Origin of the sequence: Chitinophaga sp. YR573 (assembly GCF_900110995.1) — a bacterium.
Lineage (GTDB): Bacteria > Bacteroidota > Bacteroidia > Chitinophagales > Chitinophagaceae > Chitinophaga.
Genome location: NZ_FOJF01000001.1, coordinates 4,266,103 through 4,279,794 on the forward strand (window position 1 = coordinate 4,266,103; position 13,692 = coordinate 4,279,794).

Here is a 13,692-nt window from a genome sequence, read left to right on the forward strand (position 1 = left end):
AAATCCGTAAGAGAAAGAGCAATGTAGTTCCATATCGTCTAAACAAAACCAGTGATAAATGAAAGTAAATGTTACTCTTCGTAATGCTTTGCCATATGCCTATGTAAAGCATTTTTTCCTTCTCCTTTTATCCCTGTGTGGTTATGGGGCATTGCATGCCCAGGTAAGCCCGACCGTTTCGGCTACCACCAAAAACCATAAAAAACAGGTGATCGGGTACATCACCCAGTGGGATGCCTGGAAGGACGTTGCCGGTATCGTACCAAAAGGGGGGTACAACCAGCTGAACGTGGATTATTCCCAGTACACCATCCTCAATTTCTCTTTCTTTGGGGTGGCTAAAGACGGATCACTGCACAGTGGTGACTTCCGTAACAAGAACATCTACCAGGTAGGTGCTGTACAGGAACCCGCTGCACTTGTAAATGAAGACATTTACAGCAGCTGGGATATGTTCCTGTTATACGGGGAGCTGGATGCTCCGCTGTATTACATTACAGATGGCAGTTATGCCTATTCACTGGGTTACCGTAACTCCGGCAGTGGCTGGAGCAACGTGAACACTGGTGCTACCGGCGCTTTCCCTTTATCTGTTCCAAAACAGGGTGGTGCTCCGGGCGTAATTGACCTGGCTCACCAGAAAGGTGTGAAAGTAATGGCTTCTATCGGTGGCTGGAGTATGTGTAAACACTACCCTGAAATGGCTGCTGATGCTACCAAACGCGCCAACTTTGTTGCCGGTTGTAAAAAACTGATAGCAATGGGCTTTGATGGTATCGACTTTGACTGGGAATACCCAGGTAATCCCGGTATGAACATCGAACATTACAGCGCTGCAGATTATACCAACTTTGCTATCATGGTAGAAGCGGTAAGAGCTGCTATCGGTGCAGACAAACTGATCACTGCTGCCTTTTCTGCTGTTCCTTCCAAGCTCTCCGGCTTCGACTGGCCACGTCTGAACAATTCAATGAACTACTTTAACATGATGACCTACGACTATAATGGTGGCTGGTCAAATAAAGCAGGTCATAATGCTCCATTATACGATTATCCTGGCGCTGAATATTCAGGTTTCTCTATCGATGCTACTGTAAAAGGTCTGAAAACATTAAACGTGAACATGGCTAAGGTGAACATCGGTGCACCTTTCTATGGTCGCGGTGTTGTTACAAGCAGTGCTGCCGCATTAAACGGAGCTACTGTAAAAACTTCTGTAACATTACAGCCTGATGGTCCGGTATCTACTTCTGCTGACTTCACCAACTGGGCATTAAACCTGTGGGATGGTACACCAAACTACAGTGCGATAATGGCTTCTTCCGGCTGGACTGAATATTGGGATGATGTGGCAAAGGTGCCTTACAGAACCAAAGGTAACTACTTCCTCAGCTATGACAACGAACGTTCAATAGGTGAGAAAGCAAAATATATCAAAGACAATTCCCTGGCAGGTGTGATCGTATGGCAGGTATTTGGTGATATGCTGAACATGACCAGCAACACCGTTGCCAAAGGCAAACTGATCTACTGCCCTTCTACTACTTCTCCGCTGGTAAATAAACTGAATGCTGTATTTGCAGATGGCAGTACTCCTACCAACGTTGCTCCTGTAGTAAACCTGACAGCTCCGGCTGCAAATGCATCTTACACTGCTCCCGGCAGCATCAGTATCACCGCTACTGCTACAGACAGCGATGGTACGGTTGCTAAAGTGGAGTTCTACAATGGCACTACTTTATTAGGTACGTCCACTACTTCTCCTTACTCTTATACATGGAGTAATGTAGCAGCTGGTTCTTACACTATTAAAGCAATTGCTACTGATAACAGTGGTGCTTCTACCACTTCTTCAAGTGTTGCTGTAACCGTTACTACCGGTACAACCAATCCTTCTACCGGTAAGGTATTAGTAGGTTACTGGCAGAACTGGAATCTTTCTTCATCTCCATACATCCGTCTGAAAGATGTAGATACAAGATACAATGTAATTGAAGTTGCTTTTGCCGTAACAACAGCAAGCGACTATGCTACTCTCAGCTTTACACCTGATCAGAATACTGCTGCGGAAATCAAGGCAGATATCGCTACCCTGCAATCTCAGGGCAGAAAGGTATTAATATCTATCGGTGGAGAAAGCGGTACGCTGGTATTGGATAACGATACCAAAAAACAGGCCTTCATCACCAGTCTGGAAGGTATACTGGATGCTTACAATTTCGATGGTTTCGACCTCGATATTGAAGGTGGTACTTCTTTACAGCTGAATAACGGTGATAACAACTTCACCGCTCCAACTACACCTAAGGTAATTAACCTGATAGCTGGTGCTAAACAGGTAATTTCTTACCGCACTGCACAGGGTAAGACCTGCTGGCTGACAATGGCGCCGGAAACTTACTATGTACAGACAGCTTATGGTGCTACTTACTCTCCATTGGTAGGTGCTTACCTGCCAATCATTTATGGTCTGCGTAACGAACTGACCTGGATCCAGCCTCAGTTATACAATACAGGTTCTGTGAACGGACTTGATAATAAAGTATACAGTTCATCTACTGCAGACTTCATCGTATCTATGACAGAAATGCTGTTACAGGGCTTCCCTGTAGCTGGTACAAGTCAGACTTTCCCGGCATTACGTGAAGACCAGGTAGCATTTGGCTTACCTGCTTCTACTTCTGCTGCGGGCAGTGGATATACTTCTCCAACCGAAGTGAAGAAAGCACTGGATTACCTGACTAAGGGTACTTCTTACGGTGGTACTTATGTACTGCGCAAAGCTGCTGGTTATCCAGGGCTGCGTGGTATCATGACCTGGTCTGTTAACTGGGACAAGGTAAATAACAGCGAATTTGCAAGTAACTATTATCCCTATTTCTTTGGTACCACAGGTGGTAACCAGGCTCCGTCAGTAAGCATTACTTCTCCTGCAGCAAATGCAACATTTAATGCACCTGCTTCTGTTTCTATTACTGCTTCAGCTTCTGATGCAGATGGTACAATAGCTAAAGTGGAGTTCTATAATGGTACTACCTTATTAGGTACATCTACGTCCAGTCCCTATACCTATTCCTGGACAAATGTAGCAGCAGGTAGCTATAGCCTTACAGCTAAAGCAACAGACAATGCCGGTGCTGTTACAACATCTTCAACTGTTGCCATCGTAGTGAATGGTACAACTGGTGGTAACTGTGCTGGTATTGCTGCCTGGTCAGCTTCTGCTGTTTACACAAATGGTATGCAGGTTGTTTACAACAGCAAACTATATACTGCTAAATGGTGGACACAGAATGAACAGCCAGATACTCACACCGGAGACGGTCAGGTATGGAGCTATGTAGCTGATTGCGGTGGAGGAACCAATCCTGGTAACGTATCCCCTGTAGTAAGTATCACTTCTCCTGCAGCAAGTGCATCATTCACAGCTCCGGCTTCTGTTACTATCACTGCTTCTGCTACAGATGCAGATGGTACGATCGCTAAAGTTGATTTCTATAGCGCCAGCGCTAAAATCGGTACAGCTACTGCTTCTCCATATTCTTACACATGGACTGGCGTTGTAGCAGGTACTTATTCTCTGACAGCTATCGCTACTGATAATGCCGGTGCAACTACTACAAGTGGTGCTGTTAGTATTACTGTAACAAGTACCACAGGTAATACAGGCAACTGTGCTGGTGTACCAACTTATGCAGTATACCCTGCTATCTACAACGTAGGTGATAAAGTAGTATACAATGGCTATCTCTATCAGAGCCTTGCCAATTCACTGTACAATGTTACTCCTGGTACCGCTGACTGGTGGTGGCAGCCACTGGGCGCATGCTCAAGTGCAAGAGTAGCAAGTACAGCTAACAACCTCGTTGATCAGTCTACTGCAATTCAGACACTGGTTGTATATCCTAACCCTGTTACAGGTTCAAACCTGCAGGTACAGGTAACTGCAGCTGCTGCTGAAAAGATTTATGTAGAAATCTGGAGCGTAAACGGTAATAGCCCTGTATTACACAAGGAATATATTGCCGGTGCAAAAGGTCAGCAATTGATCAGTCTTGATATCAGTCGCGTACCACAGGGTACCTTCATTATCAAAACGTCCAATGCTACCGGAACACGCAAAGGAAGTGCGAAAATGATACGCATGTAACAACAATATAGAGATCAAATGCGGACTATTCCTGGTCCGCATTTGATTTTTTAATAACAATCTTATCCCTCAAACGAAAGCACAATGACAACAAAAAAATGGATAAGAGCAGGTATATTATCCTGTGCCTTTCTTATCTCTTCCTTACTATCATCCGCTCAGTTTAAAGTAATAGGGTATATGCCCTCCTGGGCCGGAGATGTAAATGCTGTACAATACAGTAAACTTACCCATATCAATTACGCATTTTTACTGCCTAATGCCGATGGTAGCTTACAGGCTATTGACAACTCTTCCAAGCTGTCAAGCCTTGTATCTCTGGCACATGCAAATGGCGTAAAGGTGATGATCTCTGTAGGTGGATGGAATGATGGTAATGATAATGGTTTCGAAACACTGGCAGGTAACACTACCTACCGCACTAATTTCGTTAACAATATCTCCAGCTTCGTGAGCCAGTATAATCTGGATGGCGCTGATATCGATTGGGAATATCCTGATGCAGGTACCTCTGCTAATAATTATGTGGCACTGATGACAGCGTTAGCTACCAAGCTGCACGGACAGGGCAAACTGTTAACAGCAGCGGTAGTAGGGACCGGTGGAGAAAGTATTCTCAGTTCGGTGTTTGCACAGGTAGACTTTTTAAACCTGATGGCGTATGATTATAACAACTATGATCATTCTACTTATACTTATGCATCGCAATCGATTACTTATTGGAAGGGCAGAGGGTTACCAGCTAATAAAACAGTACTGGGTGTACCTTTCTATGGTCGTCCAAGCTGGGAGTCTTATGCTGCGCTGATAGCAAGAGGAGCAAGTCCTTATGCTGATACGTATAGCGGTGTAGGTTACAATGGTATCACTACTATCAAAAGTAAAACCGACCTGGCTTATGATCAGGGAGGTGGTATTATGATGTGGGAATTATCTCAGGATGCAGTCGGTACTTATTCCCTGTTGTCTGCTATTCATGATGAAGTAATAGTAAAAGGCGGTGGAACTAATCCTGGTAATCAATCTCCTGTAGTAAGCATTACTTCTCCTGCGGCAAATGCATCATTCTCTGCACCAGCGTCAATCACAATTAATGCTAATGCTTCTGATGCAGATGGCAGTATTACAAAAGTTGAGTTCTACAATGGAAGCACCAAACTGGGTGAGGATGCTTCCAGTCCCTATACCTATTCTTGGACTAATGTAGCAGCGGGCAGCTATAGCCTTATTGCCAGGGCTACTGATAACGGTGGAGCTGTGACAACGTCAGCAACAATCGCTATCGTAGTAACTGGCACAGGCGGCGGTAACTGTAGTGGTATCGCTGCCTGGCAGGCTGCCTCTGTATACACAAATGGTATGCAGGTTGTTTACAACAGCAAGTTATATACTGCTAAATGGTGGACACAGAATGAACAGCCGGATACACATACCGGCGATGGTCAGGTATGGAGTTATGTAGCTGATTGCGGTGGAACTACCAATCCGGGTAATGTATCTCCTGTAGTAAGTATCTCTTCTCCTGCAGGTGGTGCATCATTCACCGCTCCGGCTTCTGTTACTATCACTGCTTCTGCTACAGATGCAGATGGTAGTGTTGCCAAAGTAGACTTCTATAATGGCAGCACTAAACTGGGTACAGCTACGGCTTCTCCTTACTCTTATACATGGGGCAGCGTAGCAGCAGGTACTTATTCTCTGACAGCTATCGCTACTGATAATGCCGGTGCAACTACTACAAGTGGTGCTGTTAGTATTACTGTAACAGGAGGCAGCACAGGTACAGGTAACTGTGCTGGTGTACCAACATATGCAGTATATCCTGCCATCTACAACATAGGTGACAAAGTAGTATACAATGGCTACCTCTATCAGAGCCTTGCGAATTCACTGTACAATGTTACTCCTGGTACCGCTGACTGGTGGTGGCAGCCACTGGGCGCATGCTCAAGTGCAAGAGTAGCAAGTACAGCTAACAACCTCGTTGATCAGTCTACTGCTGTTCAGACACTGGTTGCATATCCTAACCCTGTTACAGGTTCAACCCTGCAGTTACAGGTGGGTGCAGCTGCTGCTGAAAAAGTATACATCGAGATCTGGAGCGTAAACGGTACCAGCCCTGTATTACACAAAGAATACACTGCCGGTGCAAAAGGTCAGCAATTGATCAGTCTTGATATCAGTCGTGTACCACAGGGTACCTTCATTATCAAAACTACCAATGCTGGCGGAACACGCAAAGGAAGTGCGAAAATTGTTCGCATGTAATCAGGCATATTAAGGATTAGCGCAACTAAACATCATCAATTGCGGACTACGGACAAGGGCGGAAAATCGCTTCAATACGTAGTTCGCATTTGATCTTTTATCAACCAGAATTTTTTACTCCTGTCAGGTACAATACCTGGCAGTTTTTCCCTCAAAATAACTATCACCGGTAAAATGCTGCTATGATTAGAACTTTACTTCCTTCTTTTTTACTGCACAACAACCAAACAGATGCCCGCATCCACGTCGGCATCATGACCTCTTTCACGTTATAAAAAAAGCAAAACAATGAACACAGGAAAACAACTTTTCTTAAGGCTATTGTTTCTCTTCGTTTTTGCCGCAATCAACATCCATACCCTGCAGGCTCAGTCAGGTGTTTATGGTGGTGGCCCCATTTACAAGAACAGAAGCTATTCCATCAATGAACTAAGAAATTCCGGCTTCACTTATGTAGTGGTATGGACCATACATATTGATGCCAGTGGTAACTTTAACTTTAATGCGGAATTCCCGCTTATTCAGAATGGCGCTTATATTGGTGCCAGCAGTTATCCCAATTTTGCAAATGATATTGCATTGCTGAAGTCTGCTCCTTCTACTATTAACAGGGTAGAATTTTGCTTAAGTGCATGGGGCGGCAGCACATTTGCGAATGTAAAGAACCTGATTGCAGCTCAGGGAACGGGTAGCACCAGTACGCTGTACAAAAACTTCCAGGCGCTTAAAAACACATTCCCTTCTGTAGATGCGATTGCCTTTGATGATGAACTGACTTATGACGCAGGTTCTGCTACATCACTGGCTGTAATGCTGGGTAACCTGGGCTTCAAGGTATCCCTGGTGCCTTATACCAATAAGACTTTCTGGACCACCGTAGCTACTAATACCAACAATCAGCGGGCTGGTACAATAGATCGTGTGGACCTGCAATGTTATTCCGGTGGCAGTGGCAATTCTCCCTGTAACTGGAGCTTTGGCAGTGTACCTGTGTATGCAGGTTTATGGGATGCGGAAAAAACGACGGCACAGGTGCAGAGTCAGTTAACAACCTGGAAGAATTCATGCAGCAGTATTATAAAAGGTGGATTCATGTGGCTGTATGATGATTTTGATAATACTTCCGGTACTGCTAATTATGCTACTGCTATCAGAAATGTTTTTGGAGGAGGTACGCTTAGTACTCCTGCTGTCACTTTCTATAAAGATTGTAACTATTTGGGATTAGGGATCAGTTTACCTCTGGGTGATTATACACTTACAAAGCTCAGATCTTATGGTATTCTGAATGATGATATCTCTTCTGTAAAAATAAACAGCGGATATAAAACGGTGGTATATTCTGATGATAATTATGCAGGTAACTCATTAACGATTACAGCAGATAATTCATGCCTGGTAGGTCAGAGCTGGAATGATATCATCAGTTCACTGAGAGTACAGACAGCCAGTGCGGCCCTTGCTAGCGCTAAGATAGCAACGCTGGACCTTGCTCTCTATCCTAATCCGGCAACGAATGAAATAAGGATCCATACCAACTTTGAACTGAACGGTGGAATTATACAGGTATATGATATTATGGGTCGTCCTGCACGGGCATTTAAAGTAGTATCTGACAGGATAGATGTATCCGGATTAGCCACTGGTATTTATACACTGGTATATACAAAGAATGGAAAAACCATTAGCAGAAGATTTGTGAAGAATTGATAAGACGAAGTTTTATGTAACCCGGATTTTAGAGCAAACCATATTTTTTTTTAACCATTTAAACAAAACCCTTTATGATGCGATCATTAAAATTACCTCTATTGTTAACCGGCCTGCTGGCACTCACCGGCAGTGCAGCTTCGGCGCAAAACTGGCAGCTTGTCTGGCAGGACGAGTTTACCAGCTCTATCGGACCCGACTGGGTATTTGAAACCGGTGCCGGTGGCTGGGGCAATAATGAACTGGAATACTATCGCCAGGAAAATGCCACAATAGAAAATGGTCAGTTAGTCCTTAATGCCAAAAAGGAAAATTATGGAGGCGCTGCTTACACCTCTGTAAGAATGAAAACACAGGGAAGAAAATCATGGACATACGGTAAAATAGAAGCCCGTATTGCCATCCCTTCTTTCTCTGGTTCATGGCCTGCTTTCTGGATGCTTGGCAGTAATATCGGTACTGTAGGCTGGCCGGCCTGCGGTGAGATCGATATCATGGAACACGTAAACACCAATGCCGATGTAAATGGTACCGTACACTGGGTAGGTACCAATGGTGCACAGGCCGATTATGGCAGTGCTACACCGGTATCTGTTACGGCTTATCATACTTACTCCATTGAATGGACCCCTGCTTATATCAGATGGTTTGTAGATGGAGCTCAGTATACTGAAATCAATATCCTGAATAATGCAGGTGGAACTGAAGAATTCCAGAAGGACTTCTTCATCCTGCTGAACTTCGCTATTGGTGGTAACTGGCCTGGCTTCAACATTGATGGCAATGCTTTCCCTGCCAAAATGTATGTTGACTACGTAAGAGTTTATCAGGATGGTGGTGGCACCAATCCTGGTTTTACCAAACAGGTAGAAGCGGAGTCTTACAGTTCAATGTCTGGTGTACAGACAGAAGGTACTACTGACACAAATGGCGGACTGAATGTTGGTTATATTGATACCGGCGACTGGATGGCTTACAACTCTATCACTATTCCTACTACCGGTACTTACAAAATTGAATACCGTGTAGCTAGTCTGAGTGGTGGTGGCAGATTGTCTCTGGACCTGAATGCAGGTTCTACCGTTCTGGGTTACCTGGATATTCCTTCTACCGGCGGCTGGCAGAACTGGACAACTGTTTCTCATACAGTAACCATCAATGCAGGTACTTACAACTTCGGTATCTATGCACAGGCAGGTGGCTGGAATCTGAACTGGTTCAAGATCACCAAACTCTAATACTAACCATTAAACAGTTTACCCTATGAACACAATGCTAAAATATATATCAGGCACTGCCTTTTTATTAATGGCTGCAGCCATCACACATGGCCAGCAGAAAGCACCTTACCGTTTAGGCTCAACAGCTGGCGTTTTACAGGATATCAGAACACAGGCCAAAGCAGGTGCTAATAACCGTCTGGCAAGTGCTGCTGAACTGAGAGTTGATGCAGGTACAATACTGACCGGAAAAGTGAATACCCGTCGTACAGATGGTAAAGGCGAAGAATTAGTAGCTGGTGAAATAGAAAATGTACCGGGTTCTTCTTTCGTGCTGGAGATCAAGAATGGTGTACTGACTGGTAACATCGTACTGCGTAAAACAAAGAAGGCGTACAAATATTATACAGACAATACCGGTACCGCCTATGTAAAAGAAATATCTGTAGATTCTGTCCTGTGTATAGATTATACACCGGCACCTCTTGAAACAGCCAGAACAGCTTCAACTGCTGCTGTTGTTGCACAGGCTGTAACTGATCTGCAAAGTTATCCTGGTGGTAACGGTGTGGTACTGCTGGACTTTGACGGTCAGTATGTAACCAGTGCTTACTGGAATAACGGTAACCCTATTAATGCCGCAGCTTCTACACTGACAGATGCACAGAAACAGGAAGTATGGGAACTGGTAAGTGAAGACTACCGTCCATTCCTGTTAAACATCACTACCAGCGAAGCAGTATACAACACTTATCCTGCCAACAGGAGAATGCGTTGCATCTTCACGCCAACAAACACAGCTGCTCCGGGATCTGGTGGCGTTGCTTACATTGGATCTTTCAACTGGGGTAATGAAACACCTTGTTGGGTATTTAACGGTGGTGTAAAGGGCGCTGGTGACGCTGCTTCTCATGAAGTGGGTCATACCTTCGGTCTTGGACACGATGGCCGTATCAGCCCTGCAGAAGGTTATTACCTGGGTAATGGCTTGTGGGCTCCAATTATGGGTGCAGGTTACTATGTACCAGTTGTACACTGGAGCAAAGGTGAATATGCCAGCGCCAATAACACAGAAGACGACCTGGCTAAAATAGCCAGTGCTACTTATGGTGTTGGTTACAGGACAGACGACTATGGTGGAACCATTGGTTCTGCAGCTACGCTTGCTGTAACTGGTACAGGTGCTGTGAACAGCACAGGTGTGATTGAACGTACCGGTGATGTGGACATCTTTAAGTTCACTACCGGTGGTGGCAGCATTTCCCTGAATTTTGCCACACCTACCCGTCAGCCTAACCTGGACATTCTGGCTACCCTGTACAACAGCGGTGGCGGAGTAGTGACCAGCGCTAATCCTTCAGGATTGCCTGCTTCACTCAGCGCTACGCTGTCAGCTGGTACTTATTATGTCGCTGTTACCGGTACCGGTTATGGATCCCCTGCTACCGACGGTTATTCTAACTACGGATCATTGGGTAGCTACGCCATTACAGGTACTGTTCCTGCACCAACTGCAACAGCAGCTACTGTATACAAAGATTGTAACTATGAAGGATATGCTGTTAGCCTGCCAGTTGGTAGCTATACGCTTGCACAACTGAATGCCCTGGGTGTATTAAATGATGATGTTTCTTCCATCAAAATACCAAGTGGTTTAGAAGTAGTTCTTTATCAGGATTATAACTTCACCGGTGCAGCATACATATTCCCTGCTTCAGATTTCTCCTGCCTGGTGACCGTTGGTCTGGGCGATGGAACAACTGTTAACCTGAATGACTGGACCTCTTCAATAGTGGTACGTGCAGCAGGATCAGCCCGCAAAGCCAGTGCAGTTGGAACTGTTGAGAAAATAGCTACTGCTGATGAAGACAGTAAATTACAGACTGCATTGACAGTATCACCAAATCCTTTTGTAAATGAAGTAGTTGTAAAAGCTACCAGCACTGCTAAGGATGGTTCCCTGTACATAAGTGTGTACTCACTGGATGGTAAAACCGTATTACCGCTGAAACGTATAGTTAGCGGAGATAAGTTGAGCCTGTCTAATCTGGGTGCCGGAATGTATTTAATCAAGATATTTAACGGAACGACTACAGAGACGAAGAAAATCGTGAAATATTAATCGTTAGATTACAGATTATATGAAGGAGGTCATCCCGGGTTTCGACCTGGGATGACTTTCCTGTTTTTTGGCCAATATTGTCAAGGTCAATATATCAGCATTAAATACATTCTAAATAGTCTTAATTTAATTTTTTATTATAAAATAATGAACAATAAAAAGAAATGTTACTATTTTATCTGTCGGAATGATGGAGCTTTTGTTTGGATACCCAGACCCATTAAACTGCAATATAATTTGTATTATAAAAATACAATTTATATAAATGTCGTGATATGAATACACAAGATGCCGAGTTAGTCGTTAGGTTACAACAAGATGAAGTAAGCGCTTTTGATACACTGTATTGGAAATATCACCAGGCAGTGTACCGCAATATTTTCAAGTTTGTAAAGGAACAGATTGTAACAGAAGACATTCTCCAGGAGGTATTTGCCAAACTGTGGGAAAAGAGGAAGGATATCAATCCCAGCCAGTCAGTGGCCGGGTGGCTCTTTGTGATCAGTTTTAACCTCTCGGTTGATTATGTGCGTAAGAAACTGCGGGAGCAGACCATCCACAAGGAACTCCTGAACCTTGATTTTGATGATGACTACTCACTGGACCGTAAGAATATATATGAAGACCAATACCAACTATTAGAAAAAGCCATTGCTCAACTTTCTCCCAAAAAACGGAAAATAGTAACTCTCTGTAAACTGGAAGGTAAAACCTATGATGAGGTAGCCGAAGAACTCAAAATATCCCGTAATACTGTAAAGGAACATCTGTCCATCGCTATGGTCAAATTAAATGACTACATCCAAAAAAACAAAGAGCACAATAAATATATTGTCTTGTTCCTCCTTTTCCTGAATTATCACGATTAGGATCAGCGGCGAAATGTGTTCGGTATTATAATGCAATACGTCCGTCAGGGCTGTCTTTTCACGCCTTTTAATATTATCTTTAAAAATATATAAATATTTCTCCTGGTACACCCCCCCACTTTCTGTATACCCCCGTATTTAGTTTAAATAATCAATCAAAATAGTGCAGAACAGAAAGGAATACCTCAAACATCTGTTGCATGAAAGAAACTGGAAACAGGAGGAAAGAGATTGGCTGCTGCAATATTTGAATGAAAATGATCTTACAACATTAAAGGAGATAGCAGGTGATGCTTACAATGCAGATCTGTTTATGGAAGAACCGCTTCTGGAAAGAGAGGTGTCGGAGCGGCTTCTTCAGCGTATACATGAGCGCATTGCCAGCCGCCAGTTATCCGTGGTGAAAACCGGAAACAAATGGTTACGCCCATGGAAGGTTGCAGCGGCAGCAGCTGTTATCCTGCTGGCAGGCATAGGATACCTGAATGTGATAAAGAAACCTGTGAAGCAGATGGTATTCGTTGCAGAGAAACAGCGGAAAACATTAAAGTTACCGGATGGGTCCCTGGTATACCTGGAGCCCGGATCAACACTGAAGTATACCGGTAATTTTGGAAAAGAAGAAAGGACAGTGGCATTGACAGGTGAGGCTTTCTTTGAAGTACAGCATAATGCCGTAAATCCTTTTATAGTGGCATCTTCTCTCATCAATACCACCGTACTGGGAACTTCCTTTAATATGGAAGCAAGGAACGGGGGAGAAGCCAGGGTAGTGGTGTTAACAGGAATGGTGCAGGTACATGCCAACGACAGCAAGGATAACAAAGCACAGGAAGTAATCCTGACCGCCAATAAAAGAGTGGTATATAACAGTACCACACATCAGTTACAAATGTCTGATGCGCCTGATGATGCGAGATTTTATGCACAAAAGCAGCAAGGCAGATTTATATATGATGGAGCTGAGTTGATAAAAGTAGTAAACGACCTGCAGAGGTATTACAATATTAATGTTACAGTAGAAGAAAAATTACAACACTGTGCTTTTTACGGAGATGTTAATACCGTGGATGATCTGGAGAAAGCACTCACACTGATCGCTGTATCATTGAACGCCAAAATCACTAAGGACAGTAGTGGAACCGGATATTTAATTAGTGGTGGAAACTGTCGTTAAGTAAAGATAAATCCAGTCGTAAACCTGGAATAAAGTTAACCGAATTTGATAGCCTTATGAGATGTACTGAATCGCTACGGATAGTGTGATGGTTTTATAATCCATTCACTGACCAGCTGGTTAACCATTTGCTGTAAACTCAATATTGCACAACAACCAAACTAAATCGAAATGAT

General features: G+C 43.8%; 7 protein-coding genes. All 7 read left to right on the plus strand.

What is annotated here, in order from left to right:
• Positions 1 to 58: 58 nt before the first annotated feature.
• The 7 genes from BMW86_RS33200 to BMW86_RS17940 all read left to right on the plus strand — a co-directional run bounded on the left by BMW86_RS33200 (position 59) and on the right by BMW86_RS17940 (position 13,516).
• On the plus strand, positions 59 to 4,150 hold the full coding sequence (locus BMW86_RS33200) for a glycosyl hydrolase family 18 protein (RefSeq protein ID WP_089783086.1): 4,092 nt from the start codon (positions 59 to 61) through the stop codon (positions 4,148 to 4,150).
• An 84-nt stretch (positions 4,151 to 4,234) separates the two neighbouring features.
• Positions 4,235 to 6,418 carry a glycosyl hydrolase family 18 protein gene (locus BMW86_RS32560; RefSeq protein ID WP_143056608.1) on the plus strand — a complete coding sequence of 728 codons (2,184 nt, stop codon included), beginning with the start codon at positions 4,235 to 4,237 and terminating at the stop codon, positions 6,416 to 6,418.
• 288 nt (positions 6,419 to 6,706) lie between these two features.
• Entirely contained in the window at positions 6,707 to 8,128 is a 1,422-nt protein-coding gene (locus BMW86_RS17915; RefSeq protein WP_089783087.1) for a T9SS type A sorting domain-containing protein, read from the plus strand.
• A 74-nt stretch (positions 8,129 to 8,202) separates the two neighbouring features.
• On the plus strand, positions 8,203 to 9,366 hold the full coding sequence (locus tag BMW86_RS17920; protein WP_089783088.1) for a carbohydrate-binding protein: 1,164 nt from the start codon (positions 8,203 to 8,205) through the stop codon (positions 9,364 to 9,366).
• 25 nt (positions 9,367 to 9,391) lie between these two features.
• Positions 9,392 to 11,470, plus strand: a complete 2,079-nt coding sequence (locus BMW86_RS17925) for a T9SS type A sorting domain-containing protein (RefSeq protein ID WP_089783089.1) — start codon at positions 9,392 to 9,394, stop codon at positions 11,468 to 11,470.
• 275 nt (positions 11,471 to 11,745) lie between these two features.
• A complete protein-coding gene (locus BMW86_RS17935; protein ID WP_089783091.1) occupies positions 11,746 to 12,339 on the plus strand; it encodes an RNA polymerase sigma factor in 594 nt (197 codons plus the stop codon).
• A 163-nt stretch (positions 12,340 to 12,502) separates the two neighbouring features.
• The gene (locus BMW86_RS17940; protein WP_089783092.1) at positions 12,503 to 13,516 is read left to right on the plus strand and encodes a FecR family protein; all 1,014 of its coding nucleotides are present in this window, start codon (positions 12,503 to 12,505) and stop codon (positions 13,514 to 13,516) included.
• The last annotated feature ends 176 nt before the right edge of the window (positions 13,517 to 13,692 follow it).

Bases quoted from the DNA above. Each gene is read 5' to 3' on its own strand.
- BMW86_RS33200 (WP_089783086.1), top strand. From the start codon at position 59: ATGAAAGTAAATGTTACTCTTCGTAATGCTTTGCCATATGCCTATGTA.
- BMW86_RS32560 (WP_143056608.1), top strand. From the start codon at position 4,235: ATGACAACAAAAAAATGGATAAGAGCAGGTATATTATCCTGTGCCTTT.
- BMW86_RS17915 (WP_089783087.1), top strand. From the start codon at position 6,707: ATGAACACAGGAAAACAACTTTTCTTAAGGCTATTGTTTCTCTTCGTT.
- BMW86_RS17920 (WP_089783088.1), top strand. From the start codon at position 8,203: ATGATGCGATCATTAAAATTACCTCTATTGTTAACCGGCCTGCTGGCA.
- BMW86_RS17925 (WP_089783089.1), top strand. From the start codon at position 9,392: ATGAACACAATGCTAAAATATATATCAGGCACTGCCTTTTTATTAATG.
- BMW86_RS17935 (WP_089783091.1), top strand. From the start codon at position 11,746: ATGAATACACAAGATGCCGAGTTAGTCGTTAGGTTACAACAAGATGAA.